The organism is Bifidobacterium sp. LH_450 (assembly GCF_056356715.1).
In genome coordinates this window covers 53,504-74,496 of sequence record NZ_JBKEUU010000005.1, presented here as the reverse complement: position 1 = coordinate 74,496, position 20,993 = coordinate 53,504, and the positions used below count along the sequence as shown (strand labels likewise).

Sequence of the window (20,993 nt, the reverse complement as noted above, 5' to 3'; positions counted from 1 at the left end):
CCGGTCCCCGCTCGGCGGGGACCTGAATAGAAGGATTTGATTGCAATGACTCACGTTTCCAGCACCTTTGTTCCGCTGCATGACGGATGGACGCTGACGGCGGCCAACCCGGAGCGCGTGCCCGAAGAGCTGCGCGCGAAGCTGGTGGCCGGCATTCCGGCCACCGTTCCCGGCGAGGCGACGCTCGACCTGCTCGCCGCCGGCCTGATCGACGACCCGTTCGACGGCGACAACGAAACGAAGCAGCAGTGGATCGGCGACGTCGACTGGCGTTTCACGTGCAACTTCACCTGGCATGACGACGGCAACGAACGCCATGACCTCGTGTGCTACGGCCTCGACACCGTCGCGACGATCGCCGTCAACGGCGACCCGGTCGCGCAGACCGCCAACGCCCACCGCTCCTACCGCTACGACATCCGCGCGCTGCTGCGCGACGGCGCGAACGAGCTGACGGTGACGTTCATGAGCCCGGTGCGCTATTCCGACATGAAGGAACAGCAGCGCGGCTACTATCCGCACACCGAGCATCACGCGTTCAACCAGATCCGCAAGGCCTGCTATACGTTCGGCTGGGACTGGGGCATCGACGTCGCCAACGCCGGCATCTGGCGTGAAATCGGCATAGATTCGTGGAGCGGCGTGCGTATCGCCGAAGTGCGGCCGCTGGTGCAGGTCGCCGCGAACGGCACCGGGATCCTGGATTGCCATGTCAGGATCGAGCGTGCCGGTTCCGGCCGCGTCATGTCGCCGGACCAGGCGACGGCGGCCCAGCGCGCCGTTCCCGTCCACGTCACGCTCAGCGGCGCCGATACCGAGCTCGAAGCGACCGGCACCATCGAGCCGGGCCGCAACGAAACGACGGTGACGATCGCCGCCCCCGACGCCAAGCTGTGGTGGCCGCGCGGCTATGGCGAGCAGTTCCTCTACGACGTCGACGTGCATGCCGGCGACGAGGACGGTTCCGATGCGCGCTGGAAGGGCCATGTCGGCTTCCGCAACGTGCACGTCGACACCCGCGCCGACGAAATCGGCCGCCCGTTCCAGATCTACGTCAACGACGTGCCGGTGCACGCCCGCGGCTACAACATGATCCCCGACGATGCGTTCCCGAGCCGCGTGGATGGCGCCGACTACCAGCGCGCCATCGACGACCTCGTTGAATCGAACTGCAACATGGTACGCATCTGGGGCGGCGGCATCTACGAGTCCGACGAGTTCTACGACCTGTGCGACGAATACGGCATCATGGTCTGGCAGGACTTCATGCTGGCCTGCGGCGCGTTCCCCGAGGACGCCGAGAACCGCCACGAAATCGAAGAGGAGGCGCGCGAGCAGATCGTGCGGCTGTGCTCTCACCCGAGCCTCGTGGTATGGAACGGCTCGAACGAGAACTGGCAGGCCTACGCCGAATGGGGTGGCCACAAGCAGGCGCTGCGCGACGACGACCTGCCGGCCAACGAATTCGGCTACGGCGAGAAGGGCTGGGGCGACTACTACTACAGCGAGCTGTTCCCGCAGCTGCTCGCCGAGCTCGACCCGACGCACGTCTACCTGCCGAGCTCCCCGATGAGCTTCACGAAGTACGTCGGCGCCAACGCCGACGGCGACGGCACGATGCATCTGTGGGAGGTGTGGAACCGCCAGGACTACCGCACGTTCCGAGACCATACCCCGCGCTTCGCCGACGAGTTCGGCTACCAAGCGCCCCCGGCATGGAGCACGCTCGTGCGCGCCGTGCACGACGAGCCGATGGATCCGTTCGGCCCGCAGATGCTCGTGCACCAGAAGGCCTCCGGCGGCAACTACAAGCTCGCCCGCGGCATGCGCGGCCACCTGACGCCGGGCAAGCTCTCCGACGTGAGCTTCGGCGGCGTCGTCAACGGCAAGCCGTCCGACGGCCCTCACAGCTGGCTGATTCCGACCGACGACTGGAGCAACCTGGAAGACTGGCACTGGGCGTGCCAGCTCCAGCAGGCGCAGGCGCTGCGCTTCGGCGTCGAGTACATGCGTTCGCTCGAGCCGGTCAACGCCGGCACGCTGATCTGGCAGCTCAATGACGACTGGCCGGTCGTCTCCTGGGCGGCCGTGGACTTCGACGGCCATCGCAAGCCGCTGTGGTACGCCTCGCGCGACTTCTTCGCGCCGCAGCTGGCGACGATCCAGCCGCGCACGTCCGAAGAGTACAAGGCGACGCACTTCTGGGAAGGCACCGCCTACGGCGACACCGACGACCATCTGGCGCTCGTGCTCGTCAACGACACCCGCCAGCCCTGGGACGGCGACTGGACCGTCGAGCGCATTGCGCTGGACGGCACCGTGCTCGCCAGCGAAACGTTCACCGGCGTGCATGTCGACGCGAATGGCTCGCTCGAGCTCGCGCTGCCGGAAACGCTGGGCACGTTCGACGACCCGACGCGCGAACTGATCGTCGCGACGCCGTCTGCCGGCGCGTTCGCCCGAACCATCTACAACGGCGCCGAAGTGGTAGACCAGCAGCTTGCGGCGCCGGCTGAGGCGTTCAGCGTCGAGGCGCGCAGCATCGACGGCGGCGTCGAGCTGGACGTGCACGCCAACGGCTACGTGCGCGACCTGTTCTGCATGGCCGACAAGATCGATCCGGACGCCCGCGTCGACAACGGCCTCGTGTCGCTGCTGCCGGGCGAAACGGCGACGCTGCGCATCGCCACCGGCATCAACGCCGACCCGGCTACGTTCGCCGCGGCCAACGTGCTGCGCTCGGCGAACGACCTCAAGCGCAACTGGTGATCTCGCGGCGGCGACGGGGAATCGTGCACAGGATTCCCCGCCGCCGCCGTTTCCATTGGACAACAACATCGACTGAAACGCTTCAACCGCTCCAAAATATAGTATTTAGGCAACGATGCCTACCGGGGAGCTTAAAATCTTACTTAAGAACTTAAGCGGAGGGGTTGGCGCCGGCGGAGCGCAGCCGACCTGAAGAAAACGGAGAGCAAGCATGGGCGGAGCAAAAGGGAAAGTGACGATTTTCGACGTGGCGAAAGCGTCGGGCGTTTCCAGCAGCGCCGTATCGTATGCGCTGAACGGCAAGCCGGGGGTTTCGGCCGCGACGCGCGAGAAAGTGCTGCGCGTGGCGCACGAACTCGGCTGGAAGCCGAACGGGGCTGCCCAGTCGCTAGCGCAGTCGAAAACGCGGCGTATCGGACTCGTGCTTGGCTACGATCCGGAGCTGCTGTCGGTCGAGCCGTACATGATGGGGCTCATTTCCGGCCTGGGGGCGGAACTCGAAGAGCATGACTATTCGATGCTCGTGCGGCTGTCGGTAGGCGAGGACGACGAGCGGGCGATCATGGAGGACTGGATCGCCACCGGCGATATCGACGGCCTGCTGCTGACGAATCTGGAAATCGGCGACCCGCGCATCGAGCTGATGAAGGCGAATCCGGACGTCAGCACGCTCGCCATCGCCGACGCGTCGCTGACCGCCGGCCTGCCGACGCTGAGCAGCGACGATGCCGGCGCCTGCGGCATGGCGGTGCGGCATCTGGTCGACCTCGGCCACCGCAACATCGCCCGCGTCGCCGGGCCGGAGGAACTCGGCCACTCGTACATCCGCGACGCCGCGTTCTCCGAAATCACGTCCGAAATGGGCATCCGCTACCGTTGCCTGCATACTGACTACACGCCGGAAGCCGGCGCCGACGCCACGAAGCGGCTGCTGAGCGTCACGCCGCGGCCTACCGCGATCATCTACGACAACGACGTGATGGCGCTGGCCGGGCAGAGCGTGGCAAACGTGCTCGGCGTGAAGGTGCCGGACGAGCTGTCGATCATCAGCTGGGACGATTCGTTCATGTGCATGGCCGCGCACCCGAACATCACCGCGCTCAACCGCAATATCGTCGAGTCGGGGCGCATGGCCGCGTCGCTGCTGCTCAAGCTCATCAACGGCGAGGAAGTCGGCATCGTCGAGGAGCCATCGTACCGGTTGGAAGTGCGCGAATCTACCGGCCCGGCGCCGGCCGTCGTCACCGCCGTCGACTGACGGGGCAGCCGCAAGCCGCGTCGGTGACGTGGCGGCAACGGCAAGGACTGCAATGAGAAGGGGCACCCGGTTTTTCCGGGCGCCCCTTTTGCGTATGTGTTTCCGTATCTGTTGTGGGTTGCGGTGCGGCTGGTACTGCTGTCATGGATAAGCGGCCTACCGTGGCCGCCGCCCCGCTAGTCCAGGTCGAAGTTGCGGCGCATCAGTGCCATCGTGAGCCATGCCGTCAGGCCGCCGCCGATGACGAACCACAGCAGCGGTACCCAGGCGACGGCCGTCGGCAGCCACAGCAGCAGCACGACCGGCAGCACGTCCATCAGCATGATCAGCAGCGCCGGCAGCGGCTTGGCGATGGCGACCTTGACCGAGCGCTTGACCTGCCCCCAGGCGCTCAGCTTCGAGCGCGACGCGAGCGGCAGCACGTAGGCGAGCAGCGTGCCGACGCAGACGATGACGGCGAGCGTGACGCCGTACATCAGGCTTGCGGTGTCGCCGGTCTGCGCCGACATGATCCACAGGTCGAACGCCGCGAGCCCCCAGAAGATGCCGAGGAACAGCGTCAGCAGCGCGCTGGTGCCGAAGCGGCGCTTGAACGCCTTCCAATAGCCGCGGAAAATGCCCGAATCGGTGCCTTCGAGCATCTGCCGCGCCACTTCGTTCGCGGCCTGCGTCGACGCGCCGATGGTGAAGATCGGGATGCAGCCGATGAACCAGGCGACCGACAGCATCGCCAGGTCGCCGATGCGGTTCATGACGGCATTGTAGGGGTTGTCTTGCTGGAAGATTCGTGCGGACATCGTTGCGCTCGCTTTCTTGCGTGGGTCTTCTTGCGTTGCTGGTACGTGGGTGCGGGTTTGTGGGGCGGGGGAGGAGGCAGGTGGCTTCCGACGGCGCCTGCGTTGGCGCGGAGAAGCCGTAGCGCCGGCGCCGTTTACTTGCCTTTGCCGTCGAACAGGTAGCTGAGGAAATTCTGCGCGGTGGATTCGCGCGTCGTGTTGGCGACGACGCCGGCCAGCGCCGTGTCGTTCGCGTCCTCGAGCGCCGTCCATCCGCCGGCGTCGGCCAGCTCCAGCCCGTACGGCAGCGACTCGCCCTTGCCGGAGCCGGACGTGTCGTACGAATCGTATTCATCGCCGTCGTTGTAGCCGTTGAAGTTCGCCGCGTAGGTGCCCAGCGACTGCTGCTGCGACGACGTGAGCACGCTGGACAGCTCGCCGAAATACCCGTAGCCGGCGAGTTCGGAGAACACCGATTCCGGCGCGATGACGACGTCGATTTCCTTGTTGGAGATCATTGTCTGCAGCTTCGAGAGCCCGTCGTCGGACATGTCGAAATAGTCGTCGACGGTGACGTCGTCGCCGAGCCGCTCGCTGTAGCTATCCTGCAGCGTCTGCGCCGACGTGATCGGCAGCGCGTCCTCGAGCACGGCGACGTACAGCGCCGGCTTCGGGGACGGCACGAGGAACCTGAACAGCATGAACGTCACGAGCGCGACGACGCAGATGGCGCCGATGGTAGGCACGAGGAAATGCGTTTTGAAATACGCGGCTTTCTGCCGCCAAGGAATCTTGAAGAAGATTTTCAGCTTCGATTCGCCGGCGTACTGCGGCGCCTCGGTCAGCGTCGCAATCGCCGCCTGCTGCTCTTCGGTCAGCTTCTGCGGTACCGCTGGATGCCCGTTCATCGCCCGCTCCTCTCCTCGGCCTGGGTGGGGTGTGCGTGGTTTCATTATGCTAGATTCCGCTGGGAACCTTCACGCTGGAAACGGCGCCCCGCGGCTTCTGCGCCGCCGGCGCCCGGCACCCCGCTCGGCGCTTGCGTGCAACGGTTCCGTACGGCGTCCGATGCCTCGTTCGCGTGCAACACTCAGGCCGGTATTGTGCTACTTAACCGCTTAATATATACTGTTGAAACGGAAAAGTCAATACCGCATGCCCTGCGGCGTGGCTTTGGCACTAAACGAACTGAAACGGACGCAACCGCACCGAAGCGAACACGTCCGTTGCACGGAACGAGAGGACGACGATGTTTGATCAGGGTTCGCATGTGGTGATGCGCCGCGACGGGGTGTGCGTGGTGCTCAAGACCCCCGAAAACGACATGCCGCAGGTGGAATACTGGGGGCGCGATTTCGGCGTCGGCAGCGACGAGGCGACGCTCGCCGCGCTCGACATGATGACGTTGAAGGTGACGACGCCGGACGAAAAGCCGGACGCGGCGCTGCGGCCGTCGCTGCTGCCGCAGGGCGCCGAAGGATGGGCCGGCCGCCCCGGCCTGGAAGCCTGGCGCGGTACGGCGCCGGTGTTCATGCGCTGGGGAAGCACGGCGGTGGAATCTCGTAGAGAGGACGGCAATACCGTTGCCGTAACGGTGCGGGCGAACGATGCCGGCAACGCCGTGGCCCTTGAAACGACGCTGGAGCTGGAGCCGGGCGGCCTGCTCATCGTGCGGCAGAAGGTGACGAATACGGCGGACGATGGCGCGCCGCTGAGCGTCAACTGGCTCGACGCGACGATGCCGCTGCCGCGGCGCGCCGACCATCTGACGCAGTTCACCGGGCGGTGGCCGCTGGAAAAGCAGCCGGCGACCGGGCCGCTGCCGGTCGGCTCGGTGACGCGCGACTGCCGGCACGGCAAGACGAGCCACGAAAGCCCGTGGATGTTCATCGCCACCGACGGCGAGCCGCAGTGGGGCGCCGGCGAAACGTGGGGATGCCACCTGGCGTGGAGCGGCAACCAGACGTACCGGCTGGATAATCTGCCGCAGCACGAAGCGCTGTTCGGCGCCTCGGAACTCCTCGGCCCCGGCGAAGTGCAGCTGGAGCCGGGCGAGTCGTACGAAACGCCGCAGGTGTGCTTCTCGTGGTCGGACGGCGGCCTCGACGGCATGGCGGCGCGCTTCCACCGCTGGCTGCGCTCGCTGCCGGGGCACGTGAGCGGCGAGCGGCCGGTGACGCTCAATACCTGGGAAGCCGTGTATTTCGACCATGACGAGGCGACCCTGCTGCGGCTCGCCGACGTCGCCGCGGCCGCCGGCGTCGAGCGGTTCGTGCTGGACGACGGCTGGTTCCATGAACGGCGCGACGATACGAAGGGGCTGGGCGACTGGGTCGTCGATCCGGACGTGTGGCCGCAGGGGCTCGATGCGCTGGCCGGGCACGTCCACGAGCTCGGCATGCAGTTCGGGCTGTGGTTCGAGCCGGAAATGGTCAATCTTGATTCCGACCTGGCGCGCGAGCACCCCGAATGGATTCTCGCGGCGCCGGACGCCGTGCCGTACCGCGGCGACCTGAGCTACCGTACGCAGTACGTGCTCGACTTGGCGAACCCGGCGGCGTACGCGCATGTGCACGACCAGATGGCGGCGCTGATCGGGCAGCTCGGCATCGACTACATCAAGTGGGACCATAACCGCGACGTCACCGAGCCGGTGCACGACGGGCGCTACGGGCTGCACGCGCAGACGATGGCATGCTACCGGCTGTTCGACGAACTCAAGCGCGAGTTCCCGGGGCTGGAAATCGAAAGCTGCTCGTCGGGCGGCGCGCGCACCGACGCCGGCATCCTGCAGCACGCCGACCGGATCTGGGCGTCCGACTCGAACGATCCGCGCGACCGCGTGGACATCCAGCGCTATACCGAGCTGATCGTGCCGCCGGAAATGATCGGAGCGCACGTCGGGCCGTCTCCGGCGCACTCGACGTGGCGCGCGACCGACCTGTCGTACCGCATGGCCATTTCGCTGGAAGGCTGCCCGGGCTTCGAATGGAACCTGCTGGAATGCTCCGAGGAAGAGCAGGCGCAGATCGGCCGGTTCGTCGCGCTCGTCAAGGAGCTGCGCGGCCTGCTGCACTCCGGCGAGGTGCACCATGCCGACTTCAAGGATCCGGCGTTGCGCGGGCGCGGTGTCGTGGCCGCGGACGGCTCGCGGGCCGTGTGGGTCGTCGCGACGGTGACGAACCTGCGCGACGTACTCACCGAACGGCTGCGGATGCCGGCGCTGGATGCCGGCGCGACGTACCGCGTACGGCTGCGCGAGGAGATCGGCGAAGCGCGCTGGGGCTGGAACACCCCGGCCTGGGTCCGCGCCGCGCGTTCGCCGGAAGGCTTCGCCGTGTCCGGCGCGCTGCTTGCCCAGGTCGGCCTGCAGCTGCCGCCGCTGTGGCCGCTGCAGGCCATCGTGCTGGACGTGCAGCGCGCGTAGCGCGGGTAGTTAGGTACATAGGCGCCTACGGCCTGTGTGTGGTTGACGCGCTCATGCCAGGCCTGCGTTTCGTGGGCTGTTAGCGCATTAGGCTGCCGATGCTTTTCGGCGAAGTAGGGGACACGCTTGCGTTCCTACTTCGCCGGGGCGTGGGCAGCTTCTCGCGCGCGGCATCTCTTCAGGATTGGCGCAAGGAACCGTGCGATATATGGTGTAGGCGGTCCGCCACCTGTTCCAGTTCCGCTGAATGGTGAGTGGCAATGAGAATGGTTTTTCCAGCGTTTCGTTGCTGTTGCATTTCTTCGAGGAACACTTCTACCGATTCCTCGTCCAGGCCATTGGTGGGTTCGTCCAGCAGTACAATCGGCTGGTGTTCCATGAGCGCTTGCACGATGGCCAGCTTTTGACGCATGCCCAGTGAGAAGGATTTGACTTTCTGATTACGGTGTTCGTACAGGCCGAATACATCCAGTAAACGGGCTGTTTCGTCCGCGTCGAATCGCCCGCTGATGCCAGCAAGATATTTCAGATTTTCCATGGCGGTTTCATGCAGGCAAAACCCTGGCGTTTCAATAATGACGCCCATTGGCGATGGTAGCGGACGGTTGAATCCTACCGGTTCCCCGTCGATTTCCACGCATCCTGAATCGGGGTGAATGAAACCGCATATAGCGCGCAGCAGCATCGTCTTGCCAGATCCATTCGGACCTACGATCCCATGGATTTTCCCGCTATCAAACGTAACATTCACTGCATCAAGCACTGTCGTCCGCTTAATGCTCTTTGTGTAGTCTCGCATCGCAATGGACATTATTTCTCCAATCGTTCTTAAGCGTTATAGGCGCTTAGTCTTCTCGTTATCTTCAGATGATTTCGTACCTGTGAAACAGCGCTGCGTCTCCTATGGCGAAGCCAATGGCTAGAACCCCCAGCAAGAGTCCCCAGTGTGATGGATTCGCAAACCAAACAGCGACGTGGCGAGAGGCGACAAGGGTGCAAAACAGTGCGATTGGCATTGCGTACCCAATGCCATCAGCGCGTAGCAGATGCCCGAAGCAGCGCATGAACAGCATCACAATGAGCATCATCGCTCCGCAGCAAGTCGTCGTCCACAACGTGCCGCGGTCCGCTTCCGGCACGATGGCTGCCGCCAGTGCCGCCTGAGGCGCGGAGAACAGGATGCTGTACAGGGCAACTCGGGCTGCGTACTTGGAGAAGAGCGCCAGCGAACGACGTTGCCGAACGTATGCAAAGTAGCGTGGCTCGGACAAATAATCTTCCAATCTTCCCATCGGCAATATAACGCCGCAGAATGCGAAGGCAGCTGAATACATATTGTCTGCTAGGGGTACGCTCGTTCCTGCCGTTCCAGGGCGGATCATGCCCACGAAAACAGAGGGATCTAAGCCGGACTGGAAAAACCGGAACAGCACGATTGCGTATACGATGCATAATGCCGCGCGCGCTATGTGACGGGCACTCATCATGATTCCAATCTGTCTCGTCGGATTTCGATTGCACGCGCGAGCGCAAACGCGATTGCGGAGAAAACTGCAAACGGAACAATCTGCCTGCAGCACACCACCGTCCAGGAGGGGGAGATGGGATACCAGAAATAGCAAAATACATATCCCCACTCCCCGCCAAGAGGAAGGAAAATCCAGTCGACCAGTACATAGAACGCAATTGCCAAGGCGGTCAGCAGCATCCATTGGATTCCCATTGCATGCAGCGCCATCAATGCGATACCTACTGAAACTGTCATCATGACTAGCTGCGCAAATGCGATGCCCAGCAGCGATAGAGCCATCAAAGGTTGAGCGCCTACGTCATCAGCGTCGATGATTGCCAATGCGAACACTGCAATTGCAGCCGAGCATATAGCGACTTTTGCAATCAATGCGGTATTCCGCGTAACTGTCCGCTCTCGGGGCATGCGTACCGCTTCGAATGAACCAATCTGGTACCGATGTACGCAAATCGTTCCGAGTGCCGCCGGTAACACCGCCTCAGCAGCTCCAATGGTCATGAAACCGGCATAATCTTCCACCAACCCACTGGAATCACGCAAAATCGACAAACCATATATCGAACATCCGATACACAGCGCTAACGCAAACCACCGTGCAAGAGGAGACGGCGGGAGCGGCTTGTACTGTCGGGAAACCCTAGTCGATATCATGGGCCCGTCCTGTCCTGAAAAGCGCAGTCGCTGTGATGGCCAGCAATGCAAGCGTCAGTGCACATCCAAGCGCGTTATGCGCTTCGTGACCCGTGGCGCTTGGAATGGATACGAAGAGGAAAATAAGCGGACTCCATTCATCTGGAATCAAACCGTCTGTAAGGGTTGGAGCCATCCACCACACAAGATTCACGACGAACGGAACGAATATCTCCAGATAGCCGTTCGAAACGATGAGCGAGATTGCGACCGATAATAAAGCGAATAGACCGGAGAGACCGCATACAATGCCGACGACGGCAATAATGAAGAGAATCTGGTTCCGTTCATACAGGGGATATAACCAAGAACGGCTGGAAACTAAAACGTATTTCTGCAGCGCAACGTTGTCGGAGGTAAATTCAGTCCCGTCGATGAAAACGAGTCGCGGATTAGCCGCCGCCGCAACGCAAAGATTCAAAGCAAGAGGAAAGATTCCGCCTATCATCCCCAAAACGAAGCCGGCGCACGCACTGGCGCCCACTGTCACATGTCGACCGGACCGCACAGCAATTGGTGTGAAACGACGGCAGCGCAGTTCGCTCGCTATAGTGCCGCCACCGAGCCATGAGGCGAGCAGAGGCAGCACGAACAAATAGAGTTCCGAGCTACTACCGTATTGGCTGAACAGCATGACATCGCTCAGAAACGTCGGTTCGTGTTCGGGAATAACGTAGCTCGCGAAATGCGTTGTCCAGAATTGGAGCCCTACCAGCCCTATGGAAATACCCACCACGGCAATGAAGCGCCAGCCGCCTAGCCCTCGCCGCAGAAGATACCGCATTATCCACTGAAAAGATTCCCTATGAGACCCATCCGGCATGAATGTCTTTCCTCCCTTACCAACTCGAAAAGTGGAAGGGCGACATCAATGTCGATTCTCCATCGCCCTTCCTGATTCTTCTCAACTGCATCAATTCCCCGCTTTCATGAGATTGGTGTGGATGGTTAAGGCCGGCTTTTGCCGGCATGCCTTAAGCTAGAGGCATAAGGACTGTGCGGGGAAACGGTTGTCACGAAAAACGTGACAGGGTCGTCGCAGGGCTTCACGGCGAAAGGAAAGGAGAGCGATGACTCAAGCCCCCTCTTCAACGGTGTTCTCGCAGATGCCGATAACCGTGGCGATTATCGACAATGACGTTTGGAGCATGCAGTCGATTGCACAATGGCTATCGGCGTACTCAATGCCGGGAGTGGCAGGGCGTCCTTTCCATATTGCGTGGACGGCTACGAATCCAGCCCAGGGACTACAGAAGCTGCTTATCGGGAAGCGGCGACTTGATGCTTTGCTCATCGACATGGCGCTAGGCGCTACCAATGGCGTTGCGTTGACTCGTGCGATAGCGCAACAACGGCCGATGCTCCCCGTCATCGGAATAACCGCCTACGATCCAGAAAAATATACCGCCGAATTATGCGAGAGCGGAGGGCGGGCCGTCATTGCCAAAGATTGCCTTACGCGGGATTTGCCGTCCGTTATTATCCAAGCGGTGCAAAATCCTCCATGTCTGTCGACACCGGAACCTTCTCTCGATCGAGTTGCTGTTGTGAAATCGGATAAAGAATCAATAAGCCCGCGGGAACTCCAGGTGCTGCGCCTATACGATCAGGGATTTGACAGCCGGGAAATCGCTGCAAAACTTGGTATTTCGCTGAATTCCGTATTTACATACGTCCGTCGTGCAGGGAAAAAGCTAGGAGTGACGGGCCGGGTAAAAATCATTCGCAAATGCAAGGATTTTGACCTGATATGAATGCCACGCAGCACCCCACCTCCACCCAAGTCGTTCCGCCTCTTCTTTTGCGTTCATGGCCGCTCAGAGTCCTCAGTGCGATTATCTACGTGACGCTTCTTTTGTCCGTTCTTGTTGAGTATGCCTATTGTCAAGATAATGTCGCCCTTTATGCAGCCGCTGGTTTTCTCTGTGCCGCAGCGGTCATTTTTGCCGTGTATCCGCGTGCAGGCGCAATAGCATTATTCTCAGCGTGGACCTTATCCTTCTTCTTGCCGCTCACGCCGCCCATAGGGTACTTGTCGTTGGGTGCGATTCCACTCGTTTTCCTCGGTTTTGCGTCGTGGCCTTTAGGGATTGCTTCGTCAATGATTGCTTCGGGATTCATTGCTTTTCTCCCTGCTTCATCGCTGTTCGGATTGCCTCGAAACAATCTCAGGCTCTTTTTGATTCTTGCGGCTGTCTCACTACTTTGTACGGCATTGGGGCGTATCGTTTTCCTGCTGCGGTGCCGGCAAGAAGAGTGTCGCGAGCTCGAGGATCGTCGCCAACGTGAACGGATTGCCCTCGAATTACATGACGTAGTGTGCAACGACCTGTGTTATGCGTTGCGTTTGTTGGACGTTTCAGGACAGTTCACGGAAACAGACAAGAGGCGGCTTGAGGATTCGTTGCAAAACGCATTGCAAGCTACACGTCATTCCGTCAACATTCTCCATGGTGCCGAAACCGCAGTCTGCGAAAAGACGTTTCGAACGGAGCAAAACGACGAAACGGTCGTTCTTGATATTGCTGAAATCCTGCGGAAGGGGCAAAGTCGTTTGGAGCAGCTTGGCATATCTGGCGTGCTCGTCATTGAGCCGGACGATTTAAGGAAGGTGTCGGCTGCGCAAACGCATGTTTCGGCGATTACCGGTTTTATAGCGGAACTTTTCGGCAATATCCTTAAGCATGCCGATCCCGACCATCCCTATACGTTGACGGCAGCCCTGCAGGGGGCGTCGCTAGTCATTGCAGCCAGTGATGTGCCGTCGCCAACAGCGAGTGGTTCCACCGGTATCGGATTAGAGACGTATGCCGCAATTATCCAACGCATCGGCGGCGCGCTTTCAGTGTCGCAAGAGGAGAATCTGTGGGCGATGGAAGCGGAAATCCCTCTGGGTGCAATATAGAAGTTCGGAAGCGTTCGCGTCTTACAGAGAAAACGCTGCGCTGCTGTCAGCGGATTTCCGTCTCGGTTTGTGGGTGAAAGCGGCACTGCGCACGCCGCGGATGGTACAACGGAACCGTCTGCGGGAAGTGCTGGAGCGGGCAAGCAACGATGCGTCACAGGCAAAAGGGAGAGAGAACAATGATTCGTCGCATTGCGGCAGCTGCAGCCGCGCTAATCGTCGGCTGCATATGCATAGGCGGCTGTTCAGGCACCGCCGATTCGAATGGCGCGGCCAAGTCAAATAGCACGGCAGCTGCCAGCGGAACCACCGAAACATACACGGGCGCCAAGCTAGCGGACTCGATGAAGCAGTATGCGCAATCCATGCTGGACGACCCCCAGTACGAGGGCATGGGCGACAAACAGATTGCGCTGCTCAACGAGGTCATCGCCAACGACGGCGCCATAACGAGGGGCGAATACGAAAAAGCCGTATCCAACTACAATTCGTGCGTAGTAGAGCGCGGCTACGCGCCCCTCTCGCTCCATCGCTACGACAACGGACTCTACGAGATCCGCACATTCCGCCTGGATGGGCACGACCTCACGGAGGAGGAATCGCAGGCGGCGTCCGACGATGTCGACCAATGCCGCACGCAGGAGGTGCTGGCCATCCACGACCTGTATGCCGCATCGCTGGGCAACTCCGATCTGGCATCCGACCAAAACGAAGCCACCGTGCACTGCATGAAAACGGCCGGAGTGGTCGACGCCAGCTATACGGCTAAGAAGTTCCAGGAGGAGACGGACGTCTACTGGAACGCCGCGGTGAACTACGGCGGCGATACAGGCATCCGCACCGCCGCCGACGAAGAGGATTTCCGGGCGCAGATATCCCAGAGCCTTTCCTTCGACCTTGATGACAAGGAAGTGATGAACTGCCTCATCGCCAACGAGCTCGACACCTACGCACCTGACTATTTCACCCAGGAAGCCTGGCGCCCGTTCGGATGAGCCGGCGACGTCGCTGCCGCAACGGGGAGAAATGTCGCCAACATGCCCGGTGGCGGCGTGTCTGCGCTGGAAACAGGCCCCGGAATGTCGCCGACGCGCCCAGCTCCTAAATTCTGGCGATAAAAGAGGGGCCCGGAATATCGCCAGAACGTAGGTGCTGGGCAAGTCGGCGACATTGGGGAAGGCGCGTGGAAGCCGCTCATGGTTCGCGGGTGCTTCGCGGGGCGATCGGCAGGGATTGTTTAGGGGGGCGTTTCTCAAGGGAGGAGGTGCAATAAGCGTAATCCGAGGGGGAGGAATCTTTTTCGAACGGCGCGCCGGTTGCGGATTAAGCGCTTAAGTGGTACTGTGGGCTACGAAAAGGAACCGTGCATGGCTGCGCGGTGCTGAAGGAAAGCAGCGAAGCGCCGGCTCGTCGGAAGGCCGGCCGCTCCGCCGTCAATGGAAGACGGACAGAGGGAAACGACGATGGCCACTCATGAAGCAAAGTACCAGCTTGGCACTGAGGAAAACGCTGCGTTCCTGAACGCGGCGCGTGACAATCTTATTGAATTCGGGCGCAACTTCCCGTCGCCGGACGGCAGTTCCTACTGGCTCGGCGACGACGGCACCCCATGGAAGGACCGCAACCGCGCCACCTGGATTACCTGCCGCATGACGCACGTCTACTCGCTGGCGACGCTGCTGGGCGTCGAAGGCGCCGAGGAGCTCGTCGACGCGGGCCTCAAGGGCCTGCGCGGCGCGCTGCATGACGATGCGAACGGCGGCTGGTACCCGGAAATCAAGCCGGAAGGCGGCTACGAGCCGACCAAGCAGGCGTATGCGCACGCATTCGTGCTGCTCGCGGCGTCCTCGGCGCTGCTCGCCGGACGCCCGGGCGCCGAAGAGCTGCTCAAGGACGCCGAAGACGTGTACCTGAGCAAGTTCTGGGACGACGAGGAGGGCCTCGCCGTCGACACCTGGAACACCGAGTTCACCGAGCTCGACCCGTACCGCGGGCTCAACGCCAACATGCACTCCGTCGAGGCGTGCCTGGCCGTGGCCGACGTGACCGGCGACGAGGAATGGCGGCGCCGCGCGGGACGCATCATCAACCACGTCATCAAGTGGGCCAAGGAGAACGACTGGCGCATCCCCGAGCACTTCAACTCCGACTGGCAGGCTGAGCTCGAGTACAACGCGGACAAGAAGGACGACCAGTTCAAGCCGTACGGCGCCACGCCGGGCCACGGCATCGAATGGGCGCGCCTGATCACCCAGTGGGCGCTGTCCACCTACCCGGCTCCCGAAGGAGCCGAGCCGGCGCCGGGCGCCACCGTCGCCGTGTCTAAGGAAGCCAAGCCGTACGTCGACGCCGCCGAGCATCTGTTCAACCGCGCCGTCGAGGACGCCTGGAACGCCGATGGCGCGCCCGGCATCGCCTATACGACCGACTGGGAGGGCAAGCCCGTCGTGCATGACCGCATGCACTGGACGCTAGCCGAAGGCGTGAACACCGCCGCCACCCTCGCCGCCGTCACCGGCAAGCAGGAATACAAGGACTGGTACGCCACGTTCCTCGAGTACATCGACGAGTACCTGATGGACCACGAGAACGGTTCCTGGTTCCACCAGCTCGACCAGAACAACAACGTCATCGGCACCGTGTGGCCGGGCAAGTCGGATCTCTACCACGCCACGCAGGCGATGATGATCCCGCTGCGCAACCCGGCGCTTTCGATTGCCCCGGCAACGAAGGAAGGCGTCGAGCAAGGGCTGCGGTAGCGTCGGCGGCCGTGCCGCCGTGGGAACGCGGCGGCACGGCCGGACGCAACGCAATCTAGAAAATCTTGGGGGATGACATCATCACACCCTACTTGCCATCCCCACTTCCGGCCGACGGTGCGGGTTCTCTCTTCTCCTCTCCCGTACGCGCCGGCGCCGGCCCTCGGACGGCGGAACCATTCTCACCCCACGGTTCCGCCGGGCGCCGGTTTTTATTGAAGATTTTCAGCCGGTTTTTCCCGCGTGCATGTTTCCCCGTGCGCGGGATTGCCGCTGGAAAAAGAAGCCGCTGCGGCCCGCTGGCTGCGGCGGCTTCTGCATTCGGCGGCGCCGTTATTACAATGGCTTCTGCCTGCCGGTTCGCGCAGGTTCTCGCGGATAGAGCGGAGCAAACGACCATGCCAACCAAGCCTTCTCAACCGTCGGCAGCCGATGAAGTCAACGCCGTCGTCGACACTGCAGCCAACATCGCGCCGGCGGTCAACGACGGGCACGAAACGATGCAGCCGGATGCGGCGAGCAAGCCGGCGAAGGGCGCGACGAACGCAGCCGTCGCCGACCCGCGCCACGGAACGACGGTGCAGCAATCTCCTACGCTGAAGAAATCGCTGAAAAACCGCCATATCCAGCTCATTGCGCTCGGGGGCGCCATCGGAACGGGCCTGTTCTACGGCTCCAGCGAATCGATTTCGCTGGCCGGCCCGTCGATCCTGCTCGCGTACGTCGTCGGCGGCCTAGCCATTTTCATGGTCGTCCGCGCGCTGTCGGAAATGTCGGTGGAGGACCCGCGCGCCGGCGCGTTCAGCTACTACGCGACGCGATACTGGTCGAAGCGGGCCGGCTTCGTGTCCGGCTGGAACTACTGGTTCAACTACATCCTCGTGTCGATGGTCGAGCTGTCGGTCGTAGGCTCGTTCGTCAACTACTGGTTCCCGAACATTCCGCAGTGGGTTTCCGCCGCGTTCTTTCTCGTGCTGATTACGATTTTCAATTTGCTCGGCGTCTCGAAATTCGGTGAGTTCGAGTTCTGGTTCGCGCTCATCAAGATTGTCGCCGTCATAGCGATGATCGTTGGCGGTGTCGCCGTCATCATTTGGAACCTGCCGACCGATTCCGGCATCCGCGCAAGCTTCGCGAACTGGTTCGACGTTGGCGGCGGCTTCTTCCCGCACGGCGTCATGCAGCGCACGTCCGAGGGCACGTGGACCGGCCTGCTGATGGCGCTCGTCGTCGTGATGTTCAGCTTCGGCGGCACCGAACTCATCGGCATTACCGCGGGCGAGACGGCCGATCCGGAACATACGATCCCGAAGGCGACGAACGGCATCATCTGGCGCATCCTCGTGTTCTACGTGGCCGCGCTCGGCGTCATCATGGCCGTCGTGCCGTGGAACACGATCGACGGGACGATGTCGCCGTTCGTGCAGATCTTCGATTCGGTCGGCGTGAAGGTCGCCGCCGGCATCCTCAACTTCGTGTGCCTGACCGCCGTCATGTCGGTGTATAACTCCGGGCTGTATTCCAACTCGCGCATGCTGTATTCGCTCGCGAAGCAGAAGAATGCGCCGGCGTACCTCGGGCACCTCAACTTCCATGGAGTGCCGGTCGCCGGCGTGCTCACGTCCGCGGCGATCACGGCGCTCGCCGTCGTCGTCGTGTTCCTGTGGCCCGACTTCGCGTTCAACTACCTGATGTCGATCGCGACGATCGCCGGCATCATCAACTGGGTGATGATCATGATCACCGAGCACAAGTTCCGCCGCGCCGTCGCCGCCGGCAAGGGGCCGAAGGACCTCGCCGGCGTAACGGGGCGCGAGGCGCTGAATCGAATCAAGTTCAAGCTGCCCGGCGCTCCGGTGATGACGTATGTCGTCACGGCGTTCCTGCTGCTCGTCGTCGTGCTGATGCTGTTCTCCGCCAGCTACCGCATCGCCGTATTCGCCGGCGTCATCTGGATAGCCGTCCTGCTCATCGCCTACGAGGTCACCGAACGTATCCGCAAGTGATATAGCTGCCTTGGCCGGCCCAACGTCAACGAGAGAGGGCGCCTCCGCAATCGTGTGGAGGCGCCCTGTTCGTTGCGCGTTCAGTCCCGGCGTGGCCGTCAGCAGGTGACGGTGACGCGGACGGTGGAGGCGCCGTCGGTGGGCAGCGGGATGACGTTGCCGGCGATGGGGCGGCCGTCGACGGTCAGCTGGACGGCGCTGCCAGCTGCGGCGCGCGTGAACGAAATCTCGTAGGTGACGCCACGGAATTCGCGCGTCACCGTAAACGCCGGGAATTCGGCGGCGGGCAAGTGCGGGTCAATGCGCAGGCCGTCGAACGTCGGCTGGATGCCGAGCAGGAACTGCGAGACGTTGACGAACGTCCATGCCGCCGTGCCGGTCAGCCACGAGTTCTTGCCCTGGCCGGGCGTATGCGACTCGGGGCCGGCGACCATCTGGCAATAGACGTACGGTTCCGTCATGTGCACGTCCGAATAGGGCTCGACGTAGGCCGGGCAGGTGCGCCGGTAGACGTTGAACGCCTCCTCGTCGTTGCCGACGATAGCGTTGGCGATCGAGATCCACGGATTGTTGTGGCAGAAGATGCCGCCGTTCTCCTTGTATCCGCGCGGGTAGGAGGAGATTTCGCCCAGCTCGATGCGGTACGTCGAGTACGCAGGCGCGAGGATCGCCGTGCCCCAGCGGGAGGTGAGCTTGTCGCGCACCGAAGCGAGCGCGGTGGCCGCCTTGCCGTCGTCCACGCCGATGCCGGCCATGACGCACATGCCCTGCGGCTCGATGTAGATCTGCCCTTCGGTGTCCTCGTGCGTGCCGACCTTGTCGCCGAGCGCATCGTAGGCGCGCAGGAACCAGTCGCCGTCCCAGCCGGCCGTTTCCGTCGCTTGCGTTACGTCGGCAATCGCCTTACGCACCGCGGCGGTTTCGCTGGCAATATCGGCCTCGCTCAGCCCATTCGCCGCGCCGTAGCGTTCGAGAATCTGGCAGTACTGCTCGCCGTACAGCACGAACATGCCGGCGATGAAGACGGATTCGGCGATGCCGGTATCGTTGTTCTCCACCGTCTGGAAGCTTTCGCCCGGCGTCGACGAGAAGCAGTTGAGATTCAGGCAGTCGTTCCAGTCGGCGCGGCCGATCAGCGGCAGGCCGTGCGGGCCGCGGTGTTCCATCGTGAAGTGGACCGAGCGGCGCAGGTGCTCGAGCAGCGGCGCCGCCGAACCTTCCTTGTTGTCGAACGGCGTCGGCTCGGCGAGAATCGAATCGTCGCCGGTTTCGGCGAGGTAGGCGAAGACGGACGCGACGAGCCAGAGCGGATCGTCGTTGAAGCCGCCGCCGATGTCGGCGTTGCCCTGCTTGGTGAGCGGCTGGTACTGGTGCCATGCGGAACCGTCCGGCAGCTGCGTGGCGGCGATGTCGAGAATCCGTTCGCGGGCGCGCGCCGGAATCATGTGCACGAAGCCGAGCAGGTCCTGGTTGGAATCGCGGAAGCCCATGCCGCGGCCCATGCCGGATTCGTAATACGAGGCAGAACGGGACATATTGAACGTCACCATGCACTGGTACTGGTTCCAGATGTTGACCATGCGGTCAAGCCGTTCATCGCCGGTGCTCACGCTGAACTTGCCGAGCAGGCCGTTCCAATAGTCGACGAGTTCGCCGAGCGCGGCCCGCGCCTTCGCCGGCGTATTGAACCGGGCGAACAGTTCGTGCGCCGGCTTCTTGTTGATGATGCCGACCTTGGCCGGGTCGCTTGCGTCCTCCCACTTGGCTGCCGGATTGTCGATTTCGATATAGCCGAGCATGAACACGAGCTCGCGGCGCTCGCCGGGCTCAAGTTCCAGGCGCACGCGGTTGGCCGCCATCGGGTACCAGCCGTACGCGATCGAATCGTTCGCATGGCCCTGCGCAATGACCTGCGGCGTATCCCAGCCGTTGAAGCGGCCGAGGAACGAGTCGCGGGAGGTGTCGAAGCCAATCGTCGGTTCATTGACGCCATAGAACGCGTAGTGGTTGCGCCGTTCCTTGAATTCCGTCTTGTGGTAGAGCAGCGTCGATTCGTCGCCCTGCTCGACTTCGACTTCGCCGGTCGACAGATTGCGCTGGAAATTGCTCGAGTCGTCGACGGCGTTCCACAGGCACCATTCGACGGCGCCGGTGACGTCGACGACGGCCGGCGCGTCCGTCGTGTTCGTAACCGACAGCACGTTGAGTTCCGCCGTCGCGTTGAGCGGCACGAACGCCGTCAGTTCGGTCGCGATGCCGCTTTTGCTGGCACGGAACGTCGTGTACCCGAGTCCCATCCGGCATTCGTAGGAGTCCAGCGGCACCTTGCATGGCAGGAAGGTGGGGGAGAACGTTTCGATCGGCTTCGCGTCGGCGCCGGAGCCGTCCATAATCGAGATGTAGTAGCTGCGCGCGCCGTTGTCGCCGGGAACCGCGTTGTAGCGGTAGCGGGTGATGCGGCGCAGCTTGGCGTCCTTATAGAAGGAGTAGCCGCCGCCGGTGTTCGAGATCAGCGAGAAGAAATCCTGGTTGCCAAGGTAGTTGATCCACGGCAGCGGGGTCGCCGGCGTTTCGATGACGTATTCCTTGGCGGCGTCGTCAAAGTGTCCGTATTGCACCACGGGAGGTCCTTTCGTCGCGGCGTTTCCCGCGGCGCGGTGCGGCGTTGCGTAGGGCCCGTTCCCTTCCGTCGCCGGCGGAAAACGCTGTTGATAAGATTATCGACAACAATAAATTAAATGATAAAACAAAGTGTGGAGAAACGCTAGCCGTCACGGGGGTCCTGTTGCCTCTCGGGCGCTGAAAACAGGGGCGTATTCCGGCAGTCTACGGCACTGCTGTACTGCGGCCGTTCCTGCATCGTGCGGATGGC

The 20,993-nt window shown here is 62.3% G+C and carries 15 protein-coding genes; 8 read left to right on the top strand and 7 right to left on the bottom strand.

The genetic code is table 11. The features are described from left to right. Window positions 1-45: 45 nt before the first annotated feature. Together AC1AXT_RS07325 and AC1AXT_RS07320 are read left to right on the top strand one after the other, a co-directional pair. A complete protein-coding gene (locus tag AC1AXT_RS07325; protein WP_476540968.1) occupies window positions 46-2,769 on the top strand; it encodes a glycoside hydrolase family 2 protein in 2,724 nt (907 codons plus the stop codon). A gap of 211 nt (window positions 2,770-2,980) precedes the next feature. Next, window positions 2,981-4,027, top strand: a complete 1,047-nt coding sequence (locus tag AC1AXT_RS07320) for a LacI family DNA-binding transcriptional regulator (RefSeq protein ID WP_476540966.1) — start codon at window positions 2,981-2,983, stop codon at window positions 4,025-4,027. Window positions 4,028-4,203: 176 nt separating this feature from the next. Here the strand turns inward: AC1AXT_RS07320 and AC1AXT_RS07315 are convergent, their stop codons facing one another. Both AC1AXT_RS07315 and AC1AXT_RS07310 read right to left on the bottom strand, forming a co-directional pair. Further along, window positions 4,204-4,824: a YesL family protein gene (locus AC1AXT_RS07315; protein WP_476540964.1), complete on the bottom strand. Its 621-nt coding sequence runs from the start codon at window positions 4,822-4,824 to the stop codon at window positions 4,204-4,206. Between the two features lie 134 nt (window positions 4,825-4,958). Then, window positions 4,959-5,711: a hypothetical protein gene (locus AC1AXT_RS07310; protein ID WP_476540963.1), complete on the bottom strand. Its 753-nt coding sequence runs from the start codon at window positions 5,709-5,711 to the stop codon at window positions 4,959-4,961. Window positions 5,712-6,052: 341 nt separating this feature from the next. On the opposite strand from AC1AXT_RS07310, the gene AC1AXT_RS07305 reads away from it, so the two are divergent. After that, on the top strand, window positions 6,053-8,230 hold the full coding sequence (locus AC1AXT_RS07305; RefSeq protein ID WP_476540961.1) for an alpha-galactosidase: 2,178 nt from the start codon (window positions 6,053-6,055) through the stop codon (window positions 8,228-8,230). A gap of 178 nt (window positions 8,231-8,408) precedes the next feature. Here the strand turns inward: AC1AXT_RS07305 and AC1AXT_RS07300 are convergent, their stop codons facing one another. The 4 genes from AC1AXT_RS07300 to AC1AXT_RS07285 all read right to left on the bottom strand — a co-directional run bounded on the left by AC1AXT_RS07300 (window position 8,409) and on the right by AC1AXT_RS07285 (window position 11,274). Next, window positions 8,409-9,041, bottom strand: coding sequence for an ABC transporter ATP-binding protein (locus tag AC1AXT_RS07300; RefSeq protein ID WP_476540959.1), 633 nt, complete (start codon window positions 9,039-9,041; stop codon window positions 8,409-8,411). A 52-nt stretch (window positions 9,042-9,093) separates the two neighbouring features. Beyond that, window positions 9,094-9,717 carry a hypothetical protein gene (locus AC1AXT_RS07295; RefSeq protein ID WP_476540957.1) on the bottom strand — a complete coding sequence of 208 codons (624 nt, stop codon included), beginning with the start codon at window positions 9,715-9,717 and terminating at the stop codon, window positions 9,094-9,096. Next, the gene (locus AC1AXT_RS07290; RefSeq protein WP_476540955.1) at window positions 9,714-10,310 is read right to left on the bottom strand and encodes a hypothetical protein; all 597 of its coding nucleotides are present in this window, start codon (window positions 10,308-10,310) and stop codon (window positions 9,714-9,716) included. The genes AC1AXT_RS07295 and AC1AXT_RS07290 overlap by 4 nt, the downstream gene beginning before the upstream one ends. 88 nt (window positions 10,311-10,398) lie before the next feature. Beyond that, a complete protein-coding gene (locus tag AC1AXT_RS07285) occupies window positions 10,399-11,274 on the bottom strand; it encodes a hypothetical protein (protein WP_476540953.1) in 876 nt (291 codons plus the stop codon). Window positions 11,275-11,521: 247 nt separating this feature from the next. Here AC1AXT_RS07285 and AC1AXT_RS07280 point away from each other — a divergent pair, with 247 nt between their 5' ends. The 5 genes from AC1AXT_RS07280 to AC1AXT_RS07260 all read left to right on the top strand — a co-directional run bounded on the left by AC1AXT_RS07280 (window position 11,522) and on the right by AC1AXT_RS07260 (window position 18,121). Beyond that, window positions 11,522-12,205, top strand: a complete 684-nt coding sequence (locus tag AC1AXT_RS07280) for a helix-turn-helix transcriptional regulator (RefSeq protein WP_476540951.1) — start codon at window positions 11,522-11,524, stop codon at window positions 12,203-12,205. After that, window positions 12,202-13,356, top strand: a complete 1,155-nt coding sequence (locus AC1AXT_RS07275) for a sensor histidine kinase (protein WP_476540949.1) — start codon at window positions 12,202-12,204, stop codon at window positions 13,354-13,356. The genes AC1AXT_RS07280 and AC1AXT_RS07275 overlap by 4 nt, the downstream gene beginning before the upstream one ends. A gap of 179 nt (window positions 13,357-13,535) precedes the next feature. Further along, window positions 13,536-14,351, top strand: coding sequence for a hypothetical protein (locus AC1AXT_RS07270; protein WP_476540948.1), 816 nt, complete (start codon window positions 13,536-13,538; stop codon window positions 14,349-14,351). Between the two features lie 468 nt (window positions 14,352-14,819). Beyond that, on the top strand, window positions 14,820-16,115 hold the full coding sequence (locus AC1AXT_RS07265) for an AGE family epimerase/isomerase (RefSeq protein ID WP_476540946.1): 1,296 nt from the start codon (window positions 14,820-14,822) through the stop codon (window positions 16,113-16,115). A 500-nt stretch (window positions 16,116-16,615) separates the two neighbouring features. Continuing rightward, window positions 16,616-18,121, top strand: a complete 1,506-nt coding sequence (locus AC1AXT_RS07260) for an amino acid permease (RefSeq protein ID WP_476541191.1) — start codon at window positions 16,616-16,618, stop codon at window positions 18,119-18,121. Window positions 18,122-18,219: 98 nt separating this feature from the next. Here the strand turns inward: AC1AXT_RS07260 and AC1AXT_RS07255 are convergent, their stop codons facing one another. Next, complete coding sequence (locus AC1AXT_RS07255; RefSeq protein WP_476562951.1) at window positions 18,220-20,742, bottom strand: glycoside hydrolase family 94 protein; 2,523 nt, start codon at window positions 20,740-20,742, stop codon at window positions 18,220-18,222. Window positions 20,743-20,993 lie beyond the last annotated feature (251 nt).